Annotated in this window: 25 protein-coding genes; 7 read left to right on the top strand and 18 right to left on the bottom strand. The window is 60.0% G+C overall.

The features are described from left to right. Positions 1-3: 3 nt before the first annotated feature. The 4 genes from ACXAIC_RS15095 to ACXAIC_RS15080 are packed head-to-tail and all read left to right on the top strand — an operon-like array spanning position 4 to position 4,147. Entirely contained in the window at positions 4-837 is an 834-nt protein-coding gene (locus tag ACXAIC_RS15095; protein ID WP_475180948.1) for an ABC transporter permease, read from the top strand. After that, positions 837-2,153: a cytosine deaminase gene (locus ACXAIC_RS15090; RefSeq protein ID WP_475180944.1), complete on the top strand. Its 1,317-nt coding sequence runs from the start codon at positions 837-839 to the stop codon at positions 2,151-2,153. The genes ACXAIC_RS15095 and ACXAIC_RS15090 overlap by 1 nt, the downstream gene beginning before the upstream one ends. Before the next feature lie 2 nt (positions 2,154-2,155). Next, positions 2,156-3,562 (top strand): FAD-binding oxidoreductase, encoded by a 1,407-nt coding sequence (locus tag ACXAIC_RS15085; protein ID WP_475180941.1) that lies wholly within the window; start codon positions 2,156-2,158, stop codon positions 3,560-3,562. Between the two features lie 3 nt (positions 3,563-3,565). Continuing rightward, complete coding sequence (locus tag ACXAIC_RS15080) at positions 3,566-4,147, top strand: NAD(P)H-dependent oxidoreductase (protein ID WP_475180935.1); 582 nt, start codon at positions 3,566-3,568, stop codon at positions 4,145-4,147. A 21-nt stretch (positions 4,148-4,168) separates the two neighbouring features. On the opposite strand, the gene ACXAIC_RS15075 is transcribed toward ACXAIC_RS15080, so the two are convergent. From ACXAIC_RS15075 to argH, 5 genes are all read right to left on the bottom strand, one after another. Beyond that, a complete protein-coding gene (locus ACXAIC_RS15075; protein WP_475180929.1) occupies positions 4,169-4,558 on the bottom strand; it encodes a RidA family protein in 390 nt (129 codons plus the stop codon). Between the two features lie 429 nt (positions 4,559-4,987). Beyond that, positions 4,988-7,579: a TIGR02302 family protein gene (locus tag ACXAIC_RS15070; protein WP_475180925.1), complete on the bottom strand. Its 2,592-nt coding sequence runs from the start codon at positions 7,577-7,579 to the stop codon at positions 4,988-4,990. Between the two features lie 127 nt (positions 7,580-7,706). Next, positions 7,707-8,981, bottom strand: a complete 1,275-nt coding sequence (gene lysA, locus ACXAIC_RS15065; protein WP_475180919.1) for a diaminopimelate decarboxylase — start codon at positions 8,979-8,981, stop codon at positions 7,707-7,709. Between the two features lie 63 nt (positions 8,982-9,044). Next, entirely contained in the window at positions 9,045-9,248 is a 204-nt protein-coding gene (gene lptM, locus ACXAIC_RS15060; protein ID WP_475180914.1) for an LPS translocon maturation chaperone LptM, read from the bottom strand. Positions 9,249-9,346: 98 nt separating this feature from the next. Next, positions 9,347-10,732 carry an argininosuccinate lyase gene (gene argH / locus ACXAIC_RS15055; protein ID WP_475180909.1) on the bottom strand — a complete coding sequence of 462 codons (1,386 nt, stop codon included), beginning with the start codon at positions 10,730-10,732 and terminating at the stop codon, positions 9,347-9,349. 42 nt (positions 10,733-10,774) lie between these two features. Between argH and tlpA the strand changes: the two genes are divergently transcribed. Then, positions 10,775-11,437 (top strand): thiol:disulfide interchange protein TlpA, encoded by a 663-nt coding sequence (gene tlpA / locus ACXAIC_RS15050; RefSeq protein WP_475180906.1) that lies wholly within the window; start codon positions 10,775-10,777, stop codon positions 11,435-11,437. Between the two features lie 145 nt (positions 11,438-11,582). Here tlpA and ACXAIC_RS15045 read toward each other — a convergent pair whose 3' ends face one another. The 9 genes from ACXAIC_RS15045 to ACXAIC_RS15005 all read right to left on the bottom strand — a co-directional run bounded on the left by ACXAIC_RS15045 (position 11,583) and on the right by ACXAIC_RS15005 (position 18,703). Beyond that, positions 11,583-11,795, bottom strand: coding sequence for a hypothetical protein (locus ACXAIC_RS15045; RefSeq protein WP_475180903.1), 213 nt, complete (start codon positions 11,793-11,795; stop codon positions 11,583-11,585). A gap of 33 nt (positions 11,796-11,828) precedes the next feature. Continuing rightward, a complete protein-coding gene (locus ACXAIC_RS15040) occupies positions 11,829-12,089 on the bottom strand; it encodes a hypothetical protein (RefSeq protein WP_475180898.1) in 261 nt (86 codons plus the stop codon). A gap of 302 nt (positions 12,090-12,391) precedes the next feature. After that, positions 12,392-12,595, bottom strand: a complete 204-nt coding sequence (locus tag ACXAIC_RS15035; RefSeq protein WP_475180893.1) for a hypothetical protein — start codon at positions 12,593-12,595, stop codon at positions 12,392-12,394. Between the two features lie 96 nt (positions 12,596-12,691). Next, entirely contained in the window at positions 12,692-14,179 is a 1,488-nt protein-coding gene (locus ACXAIC_RS15030) for a class I adenylate-forming enzyme family protein (protein WP_475180888.1), read from the bottom strand. Between the two features lie 7 nt (positions 14,180-14,186). Further along, entirely contained in the window at positions 14,187-15,068 is an 882-nt protein-coding gene (locus ACXAIC_RS15025) for a 3-hydroxybutyryl-CoA dehydrogenase (protein WP_475180886.1), read from the bottom strand. A gap of 300 nt (positions 15,069-15,368) precedes the next feature. Next, the gene (locus ACXAIC_RS15020) at positions 15,369-16,301 is read right to left on the bottom strand and encodes an electron transfer flavoprotein subunit alpha/FixB family protein (RefSeq protein ID WP_475180881.1); all 933 of its coding nucleotides are present in this window, start codon (positions 16,299-16,301) and stop codon (positions 15,369-15,371) included. 23 nt (positions 16,302-16,324) lie between these two features. Then, positions 16,325-17,074 (bottom strand): electron transfer flavoprotein subunit beta/FixA family protein, encoded by a 750-nt coding sequence (locus ACXAIC_RS15015; RefSeq protein ID WP_475180876.1) that lies wholly within the window; start codon positions 17,072-17,074, stop codon positions 16,325-16,327. 385 nt (positions 17,075-17,459) lie between these two features. After that, complete coding sequence (locus tag ACXAIC_RS15010; RefSeq protein WP_475180872.1) at positions 17,460-18,164, bottom strand: hypothetical protein; 705 nt, start codon at positions 18,162-18,164, stop codon at positions 17,460-17,462. After that, on the bottom strand, positions 18,161-18,703 hold the full coding sequence (locus tag ACXAIC_RS15005) for an RNA polymerase sigma factor (protein WP_475180869.1): 543 nt from the start codon (positions 18,701-18,703) through the stop codon (positions 18,161-18,163). The genes ACXAIC_RS15010 and ACXAIC_RS15005 overlap by 4 nt, the downstream gene beginning before the upstream one ends. 483 nt (positions 18,704-19,186) lie before the next feature. On the opposite strand from ACXAIC_RS15005, the gene ACXAIC_RS15000 reads away from it, so the two are divergent. After that, positions 19,187-19,381 carry a hypothetical protein gene (locus ACXAIC_RS15000; protein ID WP_475180864.1) on the top strand — a complete coding sequence of 65 codons (195 nt, stop codon included), beginning with the start codon at positions 19,187-19,189 and terminating at the stop codon, positions 19,379-19,381. 101 nt (positions 19,382-19,482) lie between these two features. Then, positions 19,483-19,791, top strand: a complete 309-nt coding sequence (locus ACXAIC_RS14995) for an RT0821/Lpp0805 family surface protein (protein ID WP_475180856.1) — start codon at positions 19,483-19,485, stop codon at positions 19,789-19,791. Positions 19,792-19,963: 172 nt separating this feature from the next. Here the strand turns inward: ACXAIC_RS14995 and ACXAIC_RS14990 are convergent, their stop codons facing one another. The 4 genes from ACXAIC_RS14990 to ACXAIC_RS14975 all read right to left on the bottom strand — a co-directional run bounded on the left by ACXAIC_RS14990 (position 19,964) and on the right by ACXAIC_RS14975 (position 22,509). Further along, positions 19,964-20,656 carry a rhomboid family intramembrane serine protease gene (locus ACXAIC_RS14990; RefSeq protein ID WP_475180850.1) on the bottom strand — a complete coding sequence of 231 codons (693 nt, stop codon included), beginning with the start codon at positions 20,654-20,656 and terminating at the stop codon, positions 19,964-19,966. 82 nt (positions 20,657-20,738) lie between these two features. Beyond that, positions 20,739-21,314: a cob(I)yrinic acid a,c-diamide adenosyltransferase gene (locus tag ACXAIC_RS14985; protein WP_475180845.1), complete on the bottom strand. Its 576-nt coding sequence runs from the start codon at positions 21,312-21,314 to the stop codon at positions 20,739-20,741. An 81-nt stretch (positions 21,315-21,395) separates the two neighbouring features. Continuing rightward, positions 21,396-21,593: a twin transmembrane helix small protein gene (locus ACXAIC_RS14980; protein WP_475180841.1), complete on the bottom strand. Its 198-nt coding sequence runs from the start codon at positions 21,591-21,593 to the stop codon at positions 21,396-21,398. A 43-nt stretch (positions 21,594-21,636) separates the two neighbouring features. Further along, positions 21,637-22,509, bottom strand: a complete 873-nt coding sequence (locus ACXAIC_RS14975; RefSeq protein WP_475180835.1) for an SDR family oxidoreductase — start codon at positions 22,507-22,509, stop codon at positions 21,637-21,639. Positions 22,510-22,547 lie beyond the last annotated feature (38 nt).

Here is a 22,547-nt window from a genome sequence, read left to right as displayed (position 1 = left end):
CAGATGGACACGCCCCAACCGTCCGGCCGCGATCCCCAGAGCCTCGCCAGATGGCGGGAAACGGTGCTGTCCTTTGCCGTGCCGCTACTGGTGATCATCGGCCTGATCGTCCTGTGGCATGTGACCGTCGTCGTCAACAAGATCCCCCACTATATCCTGCCCGGCCCAGAACGCGTGGCCAAGGCGCTCATGACCGACTGGCCGATCCTGCTGCCGGCTCTTTGGGTGACCACCAAAATCACCCTTGTGTCGCTGGCGCTGGCCCTGATCGGCGGCGGCGGCATGGCCATCTTGCTGGTGCAGTCGAAATGGATCGAAAGGGCACTTTACCCGATCACCGTCGTGCTGCAGGTAACCCCAATCATTGCCATTGCACCGCTGATCCTGATCTACGCACCCTCCACCCAGGTCGCCCTCCTGATCTGTGCCTTCGTGGTCGCCTTCTTCCCGGTCCTGTCCAACATGGTGCAGGGCCTCAAAAGCGTGGACCATAACCTTTTGAACCTGTTCGAGCTCTACGGCGCCTCGCGCTGGCAGACCCTGGTCTATCTGAAGCTGCCCGCCTCTCTGCCCTATTTCATGACCGGCCTGCGCATCGGCGGCGGGCTGGCGCTGATTGCAGCTGTTGTTGCCGAATTCGCGGCCGGATCCGCCGGAGCCGGATCAGGGCTCGCCTTCCGGCTTCTGGAAGCGCAGTTCCGCATGAATATTGCACGTCTCTTTGCCGCCCTGATCCTTCTGGCGGCCCTCGGCGTCCTCATTTTTGCCATCACGTCGTTTATTTCCTGGTGGTGCCTGCACCGCTGGCATGAAAGCAGTCTGAAACGGGAAAACTGATGTTTACCGACCTTCCCCGCAGCCCGCGCTTCGTTCTGCGGTCCGCGACCCTGCCTCTGTGCACCGCCCCCGGTCTGGAGGCGCGGGCAGAAGAAGGCCTTGCCCTGGCCGATCTGATCATCGCGGACGGAACCCTGGAAGCAGTCCTGCCAGCCGGAGCTGCCCCTTCGGAGATCGAAGGACCTGACCTTGGCCGGGCTATGGTCTGGCCCGCCTTTGCCGACATGCACACCCATATCGACAAGGGCCATATCTGGGACCGGCAACCCAATCCCACCGGGGACTTCGACGGGGCCCTGTCGGCAGTGCGTGCGGACCGGGAGGCCAACTGGTCGGCAGAGGATGTGGCAACCCGCATGGATTTTTCCCTGCGCTGCGCCTATGCCCATGGCACCAACCTTCTGCGCACCCATCTGGACAGTCTGGCGCCGCAGCACCGAATCTCCTTTGAGGTGTTTGAACAGATGCGCACCACCTGGAAAGGCCGGATCGCGCTTCAGGCCGTCGCGCTGTTTCCGCTGGAGGCGGTGGACGATGAGGTCTATTTCACCGATCTGGTGAATGTGGTGGCCCGGGCAGGCGGCCTGCTGGGCGGGGTAACCCAGCCGGGGCCGGATCTGGACCGGCGCCTGGACACGCTCTTCCGCGCAGCGTCCAAACACAATCTGGGCATCGACCTTCACGTGGACGAGACCCAGGATGCAAATGTGCTGACCCTGCTCGGCGTTGCCGAGGCGAAACTGCGCAACAGCTTTGACGGCATGGTGACCGTGGGCCATTGCTGCTCCCTGGCCCGCCAGGACGAGGCCTCCGCGGCCCGCACGATTGAGCGGGTGGCCAAGGCGGATCTCTCCGTCGTCTCCCTGCCCCTGTGCAACATGTATCTTCAGGACCGGGGCAGCCTAGACGCACCGCGCCGCACCCCACGCTCCAGAGGGGTCACGCTGCTGCATGAACTCACAGCCGCCGGTGTGCGCACCGCCGTTGCCTCCGACAACACACGTGACCCGTTCTACGCCTATGGCGATCTGGACATGGTGGAAGTGTTCCGTGAAGCGGTGCGCATTCTCCATCTGGACCATCCACTGGATGAGGCGGCAAGAGTGGTGACCACCAGCCCGGCGCGCTGCCTGGGGCGGCCGGAACTGGGCACGATTGCCGCCGGACAGCGGGCCGATCTGGTGCTGTTCAACGCGCGCAGCTGGAGCGAATTTCTATCCCGTCCGCAGGCAGACCGCATCGTGATGCGGAATGGCATGGGCATCGACCGCAGCTTGCCGGACTACCGCGACCTTGACCCGCTGATGAAAGACTGAAAATGGCTGACTACAAACAGATCATGGAAGATCTTGACGGCATCGCCCTGGAAGACAATCCCCGGCTGGTTCAGGCCAAGAGCCGCGATTTCTACTGGTATTCCCCGATCCTGAAGGCGCAGCTGGAGCATGTAACCGGAAACCTCATCGCCGCCCCGAAGGACGAGGAAGAGGTGATCCGCGTTCTGAAGACCGCCTATGCCCACGGGGTGCCCGTGACCCCGCGCGGCGCCGGAACCGGCAATTACGGCCAGGCCATGCCTCTTTCCGGCGGAATTGTCCTCGACATGTCCCGCATGACCGCGGTCAAGGAGGTTCATCCGGGCCGCGTCGTGTGTGAAGCAGGCATCGTGATTGCCCAGTTGGACAAGTACACGCGCGAACATTCCGGACAGGAGCTGCGCTTTCATCCTTCAACGGCGCAAACAGCCACCATTGGCGGCTTCATTGCCGGTGGCTCCGGCGGCGTCGGGTCGATTACATGGGGAGGCTTACGGGATCTCGGCAACATTCTGCGACTGCGGATCGTGACGATGGAAGCCGAACCCCGGGTGCTGGACCTCTCGGCCTGGGACCTCCAAAAGGTCAGCCACGCCTATGGCACCAACGGCATCATCACCGAAGTGGAAATGCCGCTCGCCCCGGCCTATGACTGGGTGGATGTGATTGTCGGCCATGACAGTTTCATGGATGCGGTGGTCTTTTCCGACAAGCTGGCCCGCAGCAACGGCCTGCTTTTAAAGGAAGTCGCTCCGATTGCCGCCCCGATCCCGTTTGACTATTTCACCCGCCACAAACCCTGGCTGAAGGATGGCGAGGCCGTTACCGTGCTGATGGTCGCCCCCCATTCCATGTCCTCCGTCGTGGCGCTTGCCGAGAGGATGAAGGGCGAAATCCGCTTCCGCTCCGATGAAGTGGAATCTATGAAGGGCATTCCCCATGCCTATGAGCTGGCCTGGAACCACACCACCTTGCGGGCTTTGAAATTCGACAATGCCTTCACCTATTTGCAGGTGCAGTATCCCGGCCCGAACCATGTGGAACTGGTGCGCAAATCAACTGCGATGTTCCCCGGCGAAATTTTCGGCCATCTGGAGTTCCTCCGCTTTGACGGGCAGATCCAGTGTTCCGGCCTGCCGCTGGTGAAATTTACCAGCGAAGACCGCTTGGAAGAGATCATCCGCCTGCATGAGGACAATGGTTGCCGCATCTTCAACCCGCACCGCTACACGCTGGAAGAAGGCGGCATGAAGCAGACCGACCAGGTACAGCTGGATTTCAAGAAGGAAACCGATCCCAAAGGGTTGCTCAATCCAGGCAAGATGATCGCCTGGGACAATCCCGATTTCGATTTCAATTCCGGGAAGACCTATCTCTTTCCGGGGCTGCAATCCTTTGCCGGGGCTTAAGTCATGCGGGTTCTTGTGTTGCACTCTCACCCCCAGGACACCAGCTACGGCCGGGCTCTTTATCACCAGACCTGCGAAAGCCTCGCCGCAGCCGGTCATGAGGTCGACGGCTGCGATCTTTATGCGGAAGGTTTCGATCCGGTTCTGTCGCGCGAAGACCGGGACATTTATCATGACGTTCCTCAAAACCGGGCCAAAGTGGATTCCTATTGTCAGCGGCTGCTGAAAGCCGAAGGGCTGGTGATTGTCACCCCGGTTTGGAATTTCGGCTTTCCCGCCATGCTGAAAGGCTATTTTGACCGGGTCTGGCTGCCCGGCGTCTCCTTCCATCTCGAGGACGGATCCTTGACGCCAACCCTGCGCCACATCCGCAAACTGGGTGCCGTAATGACCTATGGCGGCAGCCGCTGGCGGGCATTGGCCGTCGGCGACCCGCCGCGCAAGATCGTCAAACGGGTCATCCGGGCCCAGATCAAGATCGGGGCCCCGGTAAGATATCTGGCCCATTACGACATGAACAACTGCACGCCTGAGACCCGCTCCGCCTTTCTGAGCAAGGTCAAAAGCGAAATGGAAGCCTTCTGACGCTTCGTCCAGCCACGAAAATCAGACGATTTTCGCGGCAGTCACTTCCACTTCCACCAGAAACTCTTCCCGGGTGAAGCCGCCCACCACAAGCAATGTGGACACCGGCTTCACCGGCCCGGTGAACCGGTCCCGGACGGCCATATAGGCGGGAAAATCCTCCCGGCGCGTGACGAAACCCGAAATCCGGATCACATCGTCAAAGCTCATGCCTGCCTCTCGCAGGATCGCCTCAATGGCCTGAAAACACAGTTCTGCCTGCCCGGCAACATCCGGAGGAATGCAGTCATCGACGGCAATGCCCAGCTGGCCGGAAGTGACCAGAAGGCTGGCCCCCGGAGGCACCAGAAGTCCATGATTGTAGTTGCCGAAAGGTGCGCGCACGCTTGGGGGATTGAAGGTCTGTTTCACTTGGATGTTCCATCGGCGGAACGGGCTGCACCGCCTGAGCTGAAAGGGATGGGCTGAAAGGGATAGGTTGGAAGATAATACCAACCTCACTAGATAGAAACCCATCTGATGGCGCTGGTCCGGATTGGCCGGCAAGGCGCGTTGCGCAGGACGGCCTGGTTGGCCGTTCAAGCGGCGCAACGCAGTCCGGCGGGCCGGAGCAGGCCACCGAGGCCGTGTTTGGGGACTGTTCAGCTGCGTCCCAGGTTTTGAACGATAAACCATATCGCCCTGCAACCTGCTCCTTGCCGAACAGTCCCCAAACACGGTCAGATCGGTTCCTATCTAGTGAGGTTGGTATTAGCCGCCGCCGCCAGCACCACCCGAAGAGCAGCAGCCCCTCCGATGGCCTCCCCGGGGACCGAACGGCCCTTCCAAAGCCTAGCAAGATTAATAGCGTTTCAGCAACCGCTCCAGATAATCCAGCTCCAGTTTCGGCCGGGACGGGTCCGAGAAGCGCTTGCGCAGCTCTTCCAGAATCCGCCGGGCCCTTTGCACATCGATTTCGTCGGGGATCTTGACCCGGTTGTTGAAATCCGGGCCCTCGGTGCGGCGCGGACGACCAAGCGGGTCCTCATCAAGAGGTGAGGGGCCATTTGGGCTGCCTGCACCTTCGCCCTGTCCCATCATCTGCTCGGTCATGCTTTGGGCCCCCCGGCGCAGCGCGTCCAGGGCGTCACCCTGCTGGCCAAGCGCCTGCTGGCCCTGCCCATCACCGAGGGATTGCTGCGCCTCGCCCATAGAGTCACCTGCATCGCCAAGGGCTTCATTCTGTCCCATGCCGTTCTGGTTCAGCTGATCCATCAGCTCCTGCAACTGCTGGGCCAAATTGCCCTGGCCCTCCTGAAGCTGCTGGAGCATCTGTTGCAGCTGCTCCTGGGTCATCTGCTGGCCCTGGCCCTGCTGTTGCCCCTGTTGCTGTTGGCCCTGCTGGTTGCCCCGCTGGCGCTGCTGGTCCTGATTGAACCGGTGTGTCTCATCCATCAGCTGCTGCTGGCGCTGGATCATTTCGCCAAGCTGATTGAGCATTTCCATCATTTCACTGCTCATGCCTTCAGGCATCATCTGCGGACGCCCGGCTTGCAGGTTCTCCAGCATCTGCTGCATCTGTGCCAGCAGCTCACGGGCCGCGTCCCGCGATCCGGTGCGGGCCAATTCCTCGATCCGGTCCAGCATTTCGCTCAAATCCTGCTGGTTCAGCGTCTGCTGGTTGCCGTCAAAAGGCTGCATGGCTTGCGGATTCTGACGCATTTGCTCGGCAAGGGCCTGCATATATTCGTTCAGGGCCTCACGAAGCTCCTGGGTGAGCTTGGCAATTTCCTCATCGCTTGCCCCGTCCTCCAGTGCCTTGCGCAGAGCCTCCTGGGCATCGCGAAGCTTCTTTTCCGCTGCCGACAGGTCCCCGTCCTCAATGGAGAGCGCCAGCTCCCAAAGAAGCGGCAGCATCGCTTTCAGCTCCTCGTCGTTTCCGGCAGCGACCAGTTCGCCATAGGCATAACGCATGCCCAGATAGTTGCGCGGCTTGAAGCCAAAATTTTCAGGTGCCAGCATCAGTGCGTCCATGGCCATGATCACCCGGTCATGGTTCTGGGCGTCCAGCGCCAGGGTGCGGCGCTGTTCCACGATGGCCCGCGCCAGAGGTTTGGCAAAGCGGCGCTGGGGCAGCGTGATGCGGTAGGCCGGAGAGACCCCTTCCTGCCCCGCCTGGTCCCGCGCCAGCAAGGTCAGATCCACCTCGCTACCCGCCCAGGGATGGGACGTCAGGTCGCGGATCGTCTCAGACGTTTTGGCCGTGCCGGAGCGCGGCGGCAGGGACAGTGGAAACTGCGGCGCCTCCACCAGCGGCCGGGGCACCCGGTCCTTGTGGTCCGGATCCGGCAGCGGCGTTATCCGCGCTTCGGCGGAAACAACCCCATAATCATCATTGACCAGATAAGAGAATTTCAGCGCGCCGCTGAGCTGTGCTTCCGGATCATCCGTCAGCCGGATGTCCGGCGCATGGTCCGGGTTCACCGAAAAAACAAAGCTCTGGAACGGCTCACCAGCGCTCAAGAGAGTGACGGCCCCGGTTATCTCAAGCGTCAGGCGCCGTTCTTCAGGAAGCAGTTTCGCCAGCTCCGGATCGGTGTCTTCGGCGGGTGTTTCCGGCGCAATCACCTTCGGTTCTTCGTCCTCAGCCCCCTTGAAGGTCACGCTCAGGTCCTTGGCACCCTGGGCCCTGACCACGAAAAGAGAGCCTTCCGGAACGGTGACCGGGGCACCGGGGTCACGCAATTGGGCACTTTCTCCGGTCAGATAGATTGGCGGCTCACCGGTATAGATCGGCGGCGTCACCCAGGCATCCAGCCGGCTTGGCGGTTCAACCGTGTTGAACGGGTTCTGAAAAGCGGATGCCAGCCGCCCCAAATGGTCACCACTGGACGCTGCAAACCCGATCACGAGCACACAGGCCGCCGCCACCCGCAAGGCAAAGGGGTCTCGGCGAAACGCTTGGGGATTGGGACCCTTGGAGCGGATCGCAGCCACGGTGGCTGCCATCCGGCGCTGGTGCAGCGCCCAGATGGCCCGGGTCGATGGATCGTCAGACCCGGCAGATAGCTCATCTTCCAGCGCTGTTAGCGGCCGGTGGTCAAATCCGGAGGCCTCTTCCACCCGGTGCAGGGCGTCCTCGCGGCTGGGCCACGTGAGATGAAAGAGGTCCCGCGCCGACCAGATGGCGGCCCCGGCGAAGGCAAGCACGCCGAGCGGTCCCGCCCAGGCAGGCAGCACCAGCCAGAGCCCCAGCCAGGACAGGCCGACAAACAGACCGATGACAACAAGCACAGGCAACAGCGCCCGCCAGAGCCGCTCCACAAAGAGCGCCAGCCGGCTGTGCCGCACCAACCGGTCCAGACGGGTCCGGATGAAGCGCTGCCAGCCGGACAGGGTCGGGTCTGTCAGCCGTTCGGGGTCCTGCTTGCTGTCATGCTGGCTCAAAGGCACCTCCGGGTCCTGATCCGGCCGCAACTTTAAAATACCACACGGTCAGGATCGTCTCACCATTCTTTAAGGTGAGGCATTGGAGGCCATCGGGCAACAGGGTCGAGCGACTAATTCCGGGTTGATTTCGTCACGAAGCGTTGAACCAGTCCGGAAGGACATCCAGTTCAAGCAGATCCTCATAGGATGGACGAGGCCGGACCACGGCAAATTGGTCAGCATTTACGAGGACTTCGGGGATCAGCAAACGCGAATTATAGGTGCTGGACTGAACTGCTCCATAGGCGCCGGCCGAATAGACCGCCAGAAGGTCGCCACTTGCCACTCTCGCCATATCCCGGTCCTGGGCCAGAAAATCGCCGGTTTCACAGACCGGACCGACAATGTCAGCCTTGATTCGCTCTGCGCCACTGTCTTCTTCGCACACCGGCCGCACTTCGTGATGGGCCTCGTAAAGCGTTGGCCGGATCAGGTCATTCATGGCCCCATCCACGATCACGAAGGTCTTGTCCGCACCGTCTTTTACGTAAATCACTTTCGTGACCAGAATGCCCGCATTGCCCGCAATCAGCCGGCCCGGCTCGAACATGACCTTGCAGTCCAGCTCACGCACATGCTTTTTCACCACCTGAGCATAGGCGTCCGGGTGGGGCGGCGGATCATTGTCCGTGACATAAGGAATGCCCAGCCCCCCGCCGAGATCCACATGATCGATGGTGTGGCCCTGGCCGCGCAGGTCCGAAATCAGCTCCCCAAGACGGGCAAAAGCATCGTCAAACGGCTTAAGCTCGGTGATCTGGGATCCGATATGCATGTCAATCCCGGTGACTTCGATCCCGGGCAGGCTGGCGGCTTCCGCATAGACCTCGCGGGCCCGCTGCCAGGGAATGCCGAACTTGTTTTCCGCCTTGCCGGTGGCAATTTTCGCGTGGGTCCTGGCATCTACATCCGGATTGATGCGCATGGACACCCGCGCTGTCCGTCCCATGCTGTGCGCCACGCGGGAGAGCTGAAGCAGCTCAGGCTCAGATTCCACATTGAAACACAGGATGTCTTCTTCCAGCGCAAAAGCCTGTTCGGCTTCGGTCTTGCCGACACCGGAAAAGACAATCTTGGAGGCCGGAACGCAAGCTGCCCGTGCGCGCCGCAATTCGCCTTCCGAGACCACATCCATACCGGCCCCCAGCCGGGCCAGCGTGGCCAGAACCGCCTGGTTGGAATTTGCCTTCATGGCATAGCAGACCAGCGAGGGAATATCGTCAAACGCGGACGAGAACACTTCGTAGTGCCGGGTCAGCGTCGCGGTCGAATAGCAGTAAAATGGCGTGCCAACGTCGCGGGCGATTTCTTCAACAGCCACGTCTTCAGCGTGAAGGACGCCATTCTTGTAGTGAAAGTGATGCAAGTCATGCCTCGCAGAACAGGGCCGCGTCAAAAGGGACTTTGTCCCGGTTCAGACCTGCGGCCGTCAGTTGATCAGAAAATCGAGAAAAAAGGGCTCGTCTTCGCTCTCGGGCCCCGCCATGGCCGGCGCAGCGGCCGGGTCCGCCGCAGCACCTTGCGGCGCCGCAGACACATCCGGGCCTTCCAGCGCGCCCTTTCGCCCGCACCCTGCCAAAGTCAGTGTCAGGCACAGGCTGATCAGTGCAAGGGTTCTGAACCGGATCGTCATTCGCTAAAGGCCCTTTTCAGTCATCGCGTTTCCGGCCCTTGTCCTCGCATGACAGGGCGCGTTCGGCAAGGCCGCTCGGCACCCTGACACACAATTGCCTAACCTTTGGCCAGATCCTTCAGCCAGCGCCGCGCCTGTTTGCGCACATTGACCGGCGACGTGCCACCATAGCTGGTCCGGCTGCGCACAGATTTGTCGACGGAGAGCACCGAAAAGACGTCCTGGGTGATCTTGGCATCAACCGCCTGCATGTCCTCAAGAGGCACCTTGTGCAGCTCAATCCCCTTTTCAACCGCCAGACCGACAATCCGGCCAGTCACATGGTGGGCATCGCGGAAGGGCATGCCCAGCGCCCGCACCAGCCAGTCCGCCAGATCGGTTGCCGTGGAATAGCCAGACCCGGCAGCCTTTTTCATGGCCTTGGTGACAGGCTCCAGATCGCGCACCATGCCGGTCATGGCTGCAAGGGCCAGAGAGGTGCTGGCCAGCCCGTCAAAAGCCTGTTCTTTGTCTTCCTGCATGTCCTTGGAATAGGCGAGCGGCAAGCCCTTCATCATCACCAGAAGCGCCTGAAGCGAGCCGTAGATCCGTCCGGACTTTGCGCGCACCAGTTCGGCCGCGTCCGGATTTTTCTTCTGTGGCATGATGGACGAACCGGTAGAAAACTTGTCCGACAGTTTGACAAAGCCGAACTGGGCCGAGCACCAGATGACAATCTCTTCCGCCAGACGGGAGAGATGCATGGCGGTGATCGACGCGGCGGCCATAGCTTCAAGAACAAAATCCCGGTCGGACACGGCATCGAGCGAGTTTGCCGAAGGCCGGTCAAAGCCCAGGGCCTCGGCGGTCATTTTCCGGTCGATCGGGAAGGAGGTTCCGGCCAGGGCAGCAGCGCCGAGCGGGCATTCATTCATCCGCTTGCGGGCATCACGGACCCGGCTGCGGTCGCGGGCAAACATTTCCACATAGGCCAGAAGATGGTGCCCGAACGTGACCGGCTGAGCCGATTGCAGGTGGGTAAAGCCCGGCATGACGTCGCCTGCATGGGTTTCCGCCTTTTCCGCAAGCACCTGCATCAATTCGCTCAGCTGGTCATCCAGCGTGTCCAGCGTGTCGCGCACCCACAGGCGGAAATCCAACGCCACCTGATCGTTCCGGGACCGGGCTGTATGAAGACGGCCAGCCGCCGGGCCGATCAGATCCGACAGGCGCGCTTCCACATTCATGTGAATGTCTTCCAGCGCACGCGAGAAGGTGAATGTGCCGTTTTCGATTTCTGACAGAATTGTGTCTAGACCCTGGACAATCTTGTCGGCATCGTCCTGCGTAACGATGTCTTTTTCTGCGAGCATGCGCACATGGGCTTTCGAGCCGTCAATGTCTTGCTTATATAGCTTCCGGTCATAGTCGATGGAGGCGTTGATTTCTTCCATGATGGCGTCCGGTCCTTCGGCGAACCGGCCCCCCCACATGCGATTGCTCATGTCCTGTCCTTCAAAAAGGCGCCCCTTGCGAGGTGTGAACGAATGAATAAGCCAACCGACCCGGCGAAAAGCTCCAGACGCGGCATCCTTGCCGCAGGGCTTGCAGGCGTGGTGGCCGCCGTAGCGGCTCTATACGTGATCGCTGACCCAAATGGCAATATCGCCGGTGGCCAAAGCTGCCAGGTGGCCCTGTCGGCTGCCGCTTCCGCCAAACCTTTTGCCAAGGGGGAGGTCGCCGCCTTTCTGCCCGCCAGCCATCCCCTTGACCTGACCGGGTTGACCTTCAAAGGCCCTGACGGCGGCCCCGTCACCCTTGAAGACTTCAAGGGCCGCACCATCCTCTTGAACCTCTGGGCAACCTGGTGCGCCCCGTGCCGGAAGGAAATGCCCGCATTGGATCAGCTCCAGGCCGATCTCGGCGATGACACATTCGAAGTGGTCGCAGTGAACCTGGATCGGGGCGGGCCGGACAAGCCCAAGACATTTCTGGATGAGATCGGGGTGTCAAACCTGACCTATTATCAGGACAGCTCAAACGGATTGTTGAAAGACTTGCGCAAGGTCAGCCGCGCCACCGGCCTGCCGACCACCATCCTGGTGGGCCCGGAGGGCTGTGAGATCGGAACCATGTACGGCCCTGCCGAATGGGCCTCCGGCGAAGCAAAAGCGCTGATTGCAGGCGCCCGCACGGGCACCCGCTCGTAAGTCTGGACAGTGACATCTTTGACTTTTGGTCCTGCCCCGCCTTCAGGGCACATCGTGTTTCACCGGATTTGCCTGTCGCTGAAAGGCATCAGACATGCCAGCGCAACCGACAAACCGGGTGATGGCCGGGTGAGCACGCTCCGCTCTAAACCGTGACGTCGACCGCTTCACCAAGGCCGGGAACCTTACGGGACTCGCGGCGGTCTTCTTCCTGGGTTGCTGTTTCCTGGGCTTCTTCCAGGCGCACAGCCACCTGCTGCTCCTGTTCCGCCTGGTTACGCACCGCATTGACAGCAAATTCATTGCGGATACGCGCAACATCATAAGATGCTGAACTGCTGTCTGAGACACTCGCCATTCTCGCACTCCTTTGTGGACAGCTGCTCCTGGATCAGACCGTGATGTCCACGAGACGTCCAAGGCCTTCTTGCGGGCTGCGCGAGGCCGCCCGTTCTGCAAGTCTTTCCGCCTGATCACTCAGGTAGTCGGCCCGGTTCGAACTCTGATCTGCCTGAAGCGACACGGTTTCGGCAGCCGCCTCCGTGCGGCGGGCCTGCACAGTCTCCGCCTGCTCGGCCACCTGCTCCGTGCGCGGTGTCCTGAGGGAGGGCTGAAAAACCTGTGATGCTGTGCCTGCGATCGCGTCTGACATGTGGGTCCAAACTCGGGATAATCTTTCCCTATCAGTTTGCCCGAACATCTGACTTCAAACGTAAATATTCAAATCTTCTCTCAGAATAAGAAAATAGAAATTAAATAGTTTCTGTCTACTTTTCTTAAAAATTTAAATATTTGACTTGAAGCATCTGATTTCAAAGGATCAAGACCGTCACATACGCATGAGCGCGACCCGCCACACCTTCCCACAAACACGGCTTTACCGGATGCAAACACCAGCAATGCCGACGTTATTCAGCAGCGGATCTTAATCTTTGAACGGAGAAAAAGCCTGGATCAGGCGGTCACGTCCACCTGGCCGCCGAGGCCTGAAGGGGGAGCGGCCTGAACAGACTCCAGATTGGCTGCGCCTTCCTGAAGCAGGGCAACCAGGCCAGCATCCTGCTGCGCCATCATCTTCAGCATCTCTGTCTGAAGCGACTGGCTTGTCTGCGCCTGCATGGTTGCGGCGTAGCTGGTGGCAATTCCGGCGCTGTCCATAAGAAATCCCCAGGTTGCAGATCAGCCTACCTCCCCTCCCCTTAATCAAGGGTTAACAAAGACTTACTTCTGCATGAGAAAAGTCTGAAGCGGGGGTTATCCGGACTTTAAGGCAGCGCGGCGCACTTTGCCGGAGCCCGTGCGGGGCAGCTGTTCAAGCAGGCGGTAGGCTTTCGGGCACTTGTATTCGGCCAGATGCCGGGCCGCATGGGCGGCAAGCTCGTTTTGCCGGAAAGTGTCCGGAGACCTGGGCACAACAAAAGCCGTGATCAGGCTGATCCCGGAGGCAGCCGTATCTTCGGTCACGGCCACTTCCAGTACCCCTTCATGCGCTGCCAGAACCCGCTCCACCTCTTCCGGCGCCACCCGGTAGCCGAAGGCGTTCATCAAGTCGTCAGCCCGGCCCTCATACCAGAAATAGCCGTCCTCATCGCTCCGCATGCGGTCGCCGGTCAGGAACCAGTCGCCCCGGAAGGCCGCTTCTGTGTCCTGCGGACGGTTCCAGTAGCCAAGCATCAGGCCCGGCTCGTCACGGTGGACGGCCAGCAACCCGGTTTCCCCAGGCGCAACTGGCTGCGGCGTGTCCAGCTCCGCCTCCAGCAAGGCAACCGACCGGCCGGGCTGCGGCCGGCCGGTCGCCCCAGGCCGGACCGCAAAGCCGGGGCCGCTGGAGAGAAAGGTGGACACCTCACTCATTCCGAAGGCTTCATAGAGTTCCCGGCCGGTCCTGTCCCGCCAATCCCGGTAAATCCCTTCCGCCAGGGCTTCCCCAGCCGAGAGGCCGTGGCGGAGCAGCGGGAACGCTTTTTTGGAAACCTCACCATATTTCAGGATGCGGCGGTAAAGGCTTGGAACGGCGGCAAAGACTGTCGCCCCGGAGGCCGACAGCAGCTGCGGCCAGAGGTCAGGCTCGCGCGGCCCCTGATAGACCACGCTTGTCGCCCCGCAGATCCAGGGATCCATCAGCCCAACCGTAAGCGTATAGCTCCAGTTAAAAGCACCCGCATGCAAAAGCCTGTCATCCGCTTCAAGACCCTGCCAACCGGCATGGGCACAGGCCCGGGCCTCGACAGCCCGGTGCGCATGCAGGACACCCTTTGGGGTTCCGCTTGTACCGGACGTATAAATCAGAAAGGCCGGATCATTGCGATCCGCCTCAAAAAACGATCCCGGTGCACAGGCCTTGAGCTGCGCAAGCGCATCGGGGTCCAGAACCGGAACCTCCAGGCCCTCTGGCAGTGGGCTGCAGCCGTCATGAAGAACCAGCTTTGCCCCGCTATCCGTCAAAAAACCCGCAATCTCCGGGCCCTTGAGCTGATCGGATGTGGGGACAGGAACAAATCCGCCGGCAATGGCGCCGAAATACATCAGCGGAAAATCACTGCTATGGCCAATGCGCAGAAGAATACGGTCTCCCGGCACCAGCCCGGCCTGCGACAGGCCTGCAGCCACAGACAGAATGGCAGCTTTCAGCGCACCATAGGACCAGCTTTCCTGAATGGCGCCCCCTGGCCCGGCCACTTCCAGCGCGGTCTTGTCCGGATCGGCTCCGGCAGCTGTCAGGCAGTGGCGGGCAAGGTTCATCAGCCCGTCACCGTGTCGGGACGGGGATCTCTCCGCGGTAATCATAGAAGCCGCGCTGGGTCTTGCGGCCAAGCCAGCCGGCCTCGACATATTTTACCAGAAGCGGGCAGGGGCGGTATTTGGTATCCGCCAAGCCCTCATAAAGCACCTGCATGATCGACAGGCAGGTGTCCAGGCCGATGAAATCGGCAAGCTGCAACGGCCCCATTGGGTGGTTCGCCCCCAGCCGCATGGCCTTGTCGATGGATTCAACCGAGCCGACGCCTTCATAGAGCGTATAGATCGCCTCGTTGATCATCGGCAGCAGGATGCGGTTGACCATGAAGGCCGGAAAATCTTCAGCCACGGCAATTTGCTTGCCGAGCTTGTCGCAGAAGACCTTGGACGCTTCGAAGGTTTCGTCTTCCGTTGCAATGCCGCGCACCAGCTCCACCAGTTCCATACGCGGTACCGGGTTCATGAAATGAATGCCGATGAACCGTTCCGGCCTGTCCGTGGTCGCGGCCAGACGGGTGATGGAAATGGACGAGGTGTTGGTGGCCAGAATAGCTTCAGGCTTCAGGATCGGGCACAGCTGGGAAAAGATCTTGCGCTTGATCTGCTCGTTTTCGACAGCGGATTCAATCACAAGATCCGCTTCCGCCAGAAGATCGAGATCCTCGGCGGGCTTGACCCTGTCCAGGGCCGCCTTGCGCTCGTCCTCCGTGATCAGGGACTTGGAGACCTGGCGGGCCATGTTGCCATTGATCGAGGCCAGACCGGATTCGATCCGTTCCATGGAAATATCGCTCAAGCCGACGTCGAAGCCTGCAAGCGCACACACATGTGCGATCCCGCTGCCCATCTGACCTGCGCCAATCACGCCGATTTTTTTGATTTCGACTGCCATCCTGAACTTCCGTCTGTAAGAAACACCGCGCTAAACCGGTCCGCGGTTATTTGTGGCAAGTCTTTTGCCGAACGGCAAGAACCACAGTGCGAAAACGCGCTCCCGCGCTGGAGGTCATGTCCGATTTGCCGCAGATCCTAGTGTGGTGGACTTGAAATACGCCTGATTTGTGCAGCGCGCGCCGAAGCGTATTTCAAATCCGACAACCACATTAGAAACATAAGCCTTCTAGTCACCCTCATGACTCTGAAGTTCGTTCTGAACGCGCTGGAAAAGGAGACGAACTTCAGATGAGGTTGACTAGCTGACCGCCGCCTTCAATTCAGGCAGAACTTCAAACAGATCTGCCACAAGACCGTAATCGGCAACCTGGAAGATCGGAGCCTCTTCGTCCTTGTTGATGGCAACGATCACCTTGGAATCCTTCATGCCGGCCAGGTGCTGGATGGCACCGGAAATGCCGCAGGCAATATAAAGGTCCGGGGCGACCACCTTGCCGGTCTGGCCAACCTGCCAGTCATTGGGGGCATAGCCCGCATCAACGGCCGCGCGGGACGCACCGACAGCCGCGCCAAGGGCATCAGCCACCGGCATGATGACTTCCTGGAACTTCTCTTCAGAGCCCAGCGCCCGGCCACCGGAAATGATGATCTTGGCAGAGGTCAGTTCCGGACGGTCGGACTTGGACAGTTCTTCACCGACGAATTGCGACAGCCCGGCACCTTCGGAGCCGGCAACGATTTCAATCTCCGCAGATCCGCCCGCTTCCGCTGCCGGGAAGGTGGAGGTCCGCACGGTGATCACCTTTTTCGCATCCCCGGACTTCACGGTCTGGATAGCATTGCCCGCATAAATCGGACGTTCGAAAGTGTCCGGATCTACGACAGCTGTGATGTCGGAAATCTGCATCACATCCAGCAGAGCCGCCACACGGGGCAGGGTGTTCTTGCCGTTCGCGGTCGCAGGCGCCAGGATGGCGTCATAGCCAGCGGCGAGACCTGTGATCAGATCGGCCGTCGGCTCGGCCAACTGGTGCTCCAGTGCATCGCTTTCGGCAACCAGCACCTTGGCTGCGCCCGTTAGCTTGGCTGCCTCTTCTGCAACCGCCTGAACCCCTTTGCCTGCCACGAGCACGTGAACGTCGGCGCCAAGCGCAACAGCCGCGCTCAGGGCCTTTGCGGTGGTATCATTCAGGGCGCCAGCGGCATGTTCAGCTACAAGAAGTGTTGTCATGGTCTATCCTCCTGCAACGGCCCTTAAAGGACGCCGGCCTCGTTTTTCAGCTTGTCGACAAGTTCCGTCACAGAACCCACCTTGATGCCCGCTTCGCGTGCCGCCGGTTCGGCGGTTTTCAAAACGGTCAGCCGCGGCGTAATATCGACGCCGAAATCAGCCGGTGTCTTTTCATCAATCGGCTTTTTCTTAGCCTTCATGATATTGGGCAGCGACGCATAGCGCGGCTCATTCAGGCGCAGGTCCGTGGTCACGATGGCCGGAAGCTTCAGCTTGACCGTCTGCAGGCCACCATCGACTTCGCGGGTCACATCCACCGTTTCCGCATCCAGATCGACCTTCGAGGCAAACGTGCCCTGGCTCCAGCCGAGCAGCGCGGCAAGCATCTGGCCGGTCTGGTTGCAGTCGTCATCAATTGCCTGTTTGCCGAGGATCACCAGGCCCGGTTCTTCGGCTTCGGCAATCCCTTTCAGGATCTTGGCAACCGCCAGCGGTTCCGTGGTTTCGTCGGTCTTGACCAGAATGCCACGGTCGGCCCCCATGGCAAGGCCCGTGCGCAGGGTCTCGGTAGCCTGCTGCGGTCCGACAGAGACAACAACAACTTCGCTTGCCTTGCCGGCTTCCTTGAGCCGGAGCGCTTCTTCAACGGAGATTTCGTCAAACGGGTTCATGGACATCTTGACGTTGGCAAGATCGACGCCGGAACCATCCGGTTTGACTCGGACTTTCACATTGTAATCGATGACCCGCTTCACGGGCACGAGGATTTTCATTTGGTCTCAACCTCTTCATGGGCGGAATGCACCGCACCGCATACCCCGGCCGACCTACCGGGATGACGCAAGGTCATAAACGGCAGTTTCAAGCCAACTGTGGCGCATGGCGGGGGACGGTACTGACCAGCACAGCGGCTGTCAATTGCTGTAAGAGGGGTAAAAGAGCGATTTGCCGGACATTGAAAAACCGGCGTCGCAATGAAGATGCAGCGCAGTGCAGCAAGGAAACGCTGCAATGCAGCAGGCCAGGGCTGGAAATGTTAGGGATCACAAGTCTGTCCGGCTGGCCACAAACGCGCCGCTCAAAAAAACCTCGCCCCAGCTTGCAGCCATAGCTTTCCGGGCCAAACGGCCCGGCCGGGCGACGGGAGACAAATCGCCGTCAGATACCGGCTTCGCCTGGGTCAGGGGCAAATTTGTCCGAGACGGGTTCTGCAAACACAGTCGTCCAGGTGCCATTTTCATCCCGGCAGGCGGTGCCGCGAATGGTCAGGGCCCGTTTGCTGAAGGTGGTCTGACGTGTGTATTCGCGGCACCAGTGGCCGCTTTTGCTCTTGTAGGTCCTGACCGGGGTGAGCACATCACTCCAGGCGCCGTCCTGACCGATATAAACCGGCTCCCCGCTGACTTTTGTCTCAAGGGTTTCCTGGATCGTTTTGGCCAGCAGCATGCGTTCCGTTTCCATATGGGCCGCCAGTGCAACCATTGCGGTGTCCATTCTGGACTGCATCCAGAATGAGGTCGTCATGAAAGTGCTGGCGATTAGAACCAGCGCAGCGGCAATCTGCACCATCGGACTGGACCAGAAGGGCTGGGCCCGACGCAGATGCTGAGGGCTGCGTTTGTCGAATTCCCGGTCAATGACCTCCAGATACCGGTCCATGCTGCGGCCGGGCACGTCAGCGGGCATCGCGCTGTGCAGCACCGCATCATCATGCGCCAGCGCTCGCAGGAGGCGCCCGGACGCCTCCGACTGCTTGACCTCGTTCAAAAGCGCAAGCAACTCGCTGTCATTTCCCTCGCGGTCGAGAAGCCTGCCAGCCTTTTCTGCCGACGTGATCTGCTCGCGTTTCTTGTCAAACGTCATGACACCCCTCCTGGCAGGCTGCGCAGCGCCGCTTCCGGCGCAGCTTCCTTTGCGTCCAGAAATTCCCTTAGTTTCAGTCGGGCGCGGGCCAGACGGCTTGTCACCGTTCCAATCGGTACGCCCAGCTCTGCAGCAACATCCTTGTAACTTTGCCCTTCAACGGCAATTTTCAGAAGAACCTCACGGTTGTCTTCCTCAAGCTGCCCAATAAAGGACTGTACCTTTTGCAGTTCCAGACTGCTGGCGGCGGCTTTTGCACCGTCGTAACTCTCTTCAAAGTCGATCATGGCCAGATCAAACAAGCGCGCCCGGTTGGCCCCGTCCCGGACAGAATTAAAGTAAAAATTCTGCAGAATGCGGAACATCCAGCTGTCAAGCCGGGTCGCAGGGTCAAATTGATCCAGAGAACGGATGGCCCGCTCGCACGTGGTTTGAACCAGGTCATCCGCCTGATCAGGATTCCGGCACAGTCTCAGCGCAAAACTCCTCAGTTTCGGGAGCAAACGGATCATCTCCGCTTTCAGTGTTTCATCAGACAAGGAGTTCTCCGCCAAACCACCCCTAAGGTCACAACCCGCAAAGTGATCATTTAATCCCAGCTTTTTTTGAATTATGATTCGGAAGAAGTCAGACCTTCAAGTGTTATGAATGCGAGGAGCCGTACAGTTCCCGACCGTGACCACAGAATGAGCCAGATGCCGAAAACCCATCACCGAAAGACATGCAAAAGTCAAACGCCGCTGCGAGGCCGGGTTTCAGCTGCTCCGCGCTGTGTAAGCTTTGCCGTAACGGCCGCTCTGACTGTTGCCTTTCTCTGCTTTAACCCCCTGATCGATCTCACGTTTTCAGGGACAGCCCAAGCCCAGTCCGGGGATGGGGGCAGCAGCAGCTCGGGTGGTGGAAAAGGCGGTGGCGGATCCAACGGTGGGAGCTCGGGCGGCAGCGGCAGTTCAAGCAATGGTGGCAGCGGCTCCGGCGGTGGCGGGTCGTCGGGCGCTGATTCGTCCCGGGACCGGAGCAAGATGACCGACGAGCAAAGGAAAGCTGCCGCAAAATCAGCTCAAAAATCGAGCCAATCTGCCTCACAAAAGTCTACATCTAACGATCTTCTGAACCGCGTCGTCGGTGGTCGCCGTTTTAACGGCGACAGCGAGCCTTCCGGTGGGTCCTTGTCCAGAAGCGAGGAAAGGGAGGCGATCGACAGCGGCTGGAAGTAGATCCAAGAGGCGGGATCGCGTTGGGACTTTTTGAAAATCTGCTCTCTGCAAGAGGTGTGTTTGCAGCTATTTGCGTCACTTTGGCGTCGGCTTGCTCGGTCGTGCCAACACAGGAAACAAGCGAGATACTGGAACCGGCCAAGCCCGAAAAACTTGCCCGGTCCGACAAGACCCTCGCGGATCAAAAACTTCAAACGGCCCTGGAAAAGACGCTCTCCGGCCAATCCACCCGATGGCAAAACCCGCAAAGCGGTGCCAGTGGCAGCGTGACCCCCCTGAAAACCTGGAAGACGTCGAACGGCACCTATTGCCGCTCTTTCAGTGAAAAGATTATTCTGGCCTCCGGCAAAGCCATGAGCCGCCGCGGCGTTGCCTGCCGGTCCGCAAATGCGGTCTGGCAATCCGCCTGAGCCTTGCCCCCAACACTTAATTTCAGACCGCGGCAGGCAGTGGCGTGTCGCGATCATTCGGATTTGTCTTTTGCGTTGAAGTCTCTGATTTCAGGCAGAAGACAAAACAGATTGAAACCATTTTAACGCGAAACGCGGTTTGCTCTTATCTGAAAAGAGGCGGTCAGCTGCCTCAGGCGAGCTCCCTGTCGAACAGGGCAACCCCCGGACGGCGCATGACCACAACAAGCAGGGCCCCGGCAATCAGGCCGCCCACATGGGCACTCCAGGCGACCTGGCTTTCCGTGGAAAAAACCGCATTGACCAGCTGATAGAGAACCCAGGCCCCAAGCAACCACCGGGCCGTCAGACGCAGCGGAATACGCCCGAAGGCCAACACCCAGACCTTTACCCTTGGATGCAGCATCAAATAAGCGGCCACGACACCGGATACGGCACCCGATGCACCGATCAAGGGCACGGCAGACTGCGTGTCGAGACCAGCATAGCACAGGCCCCCGGCCGCCGCGCACAGAAGATAGAAAACCAGATAGCGGACATGTCCGAGCGCATCTTCCACGTTGTCGCCAAACACCCACAGGAAGAGCATGTTTCCAATCAGATGCATGAAGTTGCCGTGGAGAAACGCATAGGTGACCACCGACATCCAATCCGGCAGCACCTGAACCTGAGGCGCCAGGTCACGGATATCAAACAGGACCACCGGGATCAGGCCATGAGAAACCGAAGAGGCATTGACCGTCTTCACATCTCCAGCCCCCTGCAAAACCAGAAAGATCAGCACATTCGCGGCAATGATTGCCAGGTTCACATAAGGGCGCGGCACATGTTTGAGCCGGTTTTGATCATGCAGCGGAATGAACACAAACAGCGCTCCGGGGAAACGGCGTTAAGACAAGACCGGTCTGGAGGCAGGACGGCAAAACAGACCAGGGAAGGATCAGACCTTAGCGGTTCTGCCCCGGAACCCAAAGAACATCCTGCGCGCCTTTGGCATTGAGATATCTGGAGGCCGCAAAGAAATAATCCGAAAGTCGGTTCATGTAGCGCACTGCGGCCGGGTTGACGGTCTCCCGTGCCGCCAGTTCCACCATCAGCCGTTCGGCCCGGCGGGAGACGGTGCGGGCATGGTGCAGATGGGCAGAAGCAGAACTGCCGCCCGGAAGCACGAAGGAGCGCAGCGGCGACAAGTCCGCATTGAGCACATCAATGGCCTCTTCAATGGCGCTCACCTGGCCATCTGTCATCCGCAGAGGCTCATAGCCAAGATCCTCTCCAGTATCCGGAGTGGCCAGATCCGCGCCCAGATCAAACAGATCGTTCTGGATCCGGCCCAGGACCGCGTCGACCTCCTCCACCCGGCTCCCCGTGTGCAGACGCACAACTCCGACCACCGCATTGGTTTCATCCACCGTGCCATAGGCTTCGATCCTCAGATCGTTTTTCGGCCGCCGCTCGCCCGAGCCTAGGGCCGTTGTGCCGTCATCCCCGGTCTTTGTGTAGATCTTGTTCAGAACAACCATGTCGTCGCGTTTCCCCGTGCTGCGCCCAAAAGCGTCTGGCTGTACGTACGGCCCTGCTTACTGGACCAAATCTCCCCCGGATCAGCGTCCGGACCCAAAGAAGTAGAGCCCACCCATCACCAGGACAATGACCAGAAACTGCAATCCCACCCGCCAGCGCATCAGCATTTGAGAGCGGTTTGCAGGTCCGTTGCGGAACATGTTCAAAAGCCCGAGCACCAGCACCAGGGCCACGGCCGCCATGCCGACGGGAATGAGAAAATCGATCACTTGCGCCATAATCTGTCCTTATCGGGTCTTAGCGCGTGTACGGCGCCCCGGATTATTCTTCTGAATCTGCGGCCCTGATACAGGCCGCATCCAGAAGGCCTGTGGGCAGAACCCGTTTTGCCACGGCCATGATCCTGGTTGGAACCGTGACATGGTAACGCGCTTTCGGGCGCTGCGCCTCCAGGGCATGCACCAACCGCTTGACCACCGCCCCTGGCGGCAGCTTGAAGGGCCCCGGCTCGCCCGCTTCCATACGCTTGCGGCGTTTTTCATAGCTCGCCCGGAAGACAGATGCCTTGAGGCCATCCTCGCCAATCCAGCGGTCGAACCCGGCCAAAGCATTTTCGGTAAATCTGGTGTCGATGGGCCCCGGCTCGATCAACGACACATGAATGCCGCTGCCCTTCAGTTCCTGGCGAAGGGTATCGCTATAGGCTTCCACGGCAAATTTGGAGGCTGTGTAGGCGCCGCGATATTTCATCGCAACAAGACCCAGAACTGACGAGCATTGCACAATCCGACCCTGCCTGTTGGCCCGCATGGCCGGGATCAGGCGCCGGGTCAGATCATGCCAGCCGATAAAATTGGCTTCAAACAGGGCCCGCATGGCGTCCACCGGAATGTCTTCCAGGGCCCCCGGCACCGCATAGGCGCCATTGTTGAAGACCGCCGTCAACCGGCCTCCGGTCAGGTCCAGCACATGCCGGGCGGCCGCCTCAATGCTAGCCGGGTCTTCATAGTCAAGCTGGCAGGCTTCGAAGCCCTGCGCGGTCAGCCGCTCCACATCGGCCTTTTTGCGGGCTGCCGGAAACACCCGCCAGTTCCGGCCGCGCAGAATATGGGCCGCTTCCGCGCCAATTCCTGAAGAACACCCCGTAATCAGGATGGAGCAAGGCGCAGACACCCCCTCTGGCAGGTCATTCATTGCGGGCCGATCCAATACAAAAGATCCATAGACAACAG

The organism is Roseibium sp. AWQ4_254 (assembly GCF_056161025.1).
The sequence above is the reverse complement of the archived record's forward strand: the minus strand, read 5'-3'. Positions and strand labels throughout refer to the sequence as shown.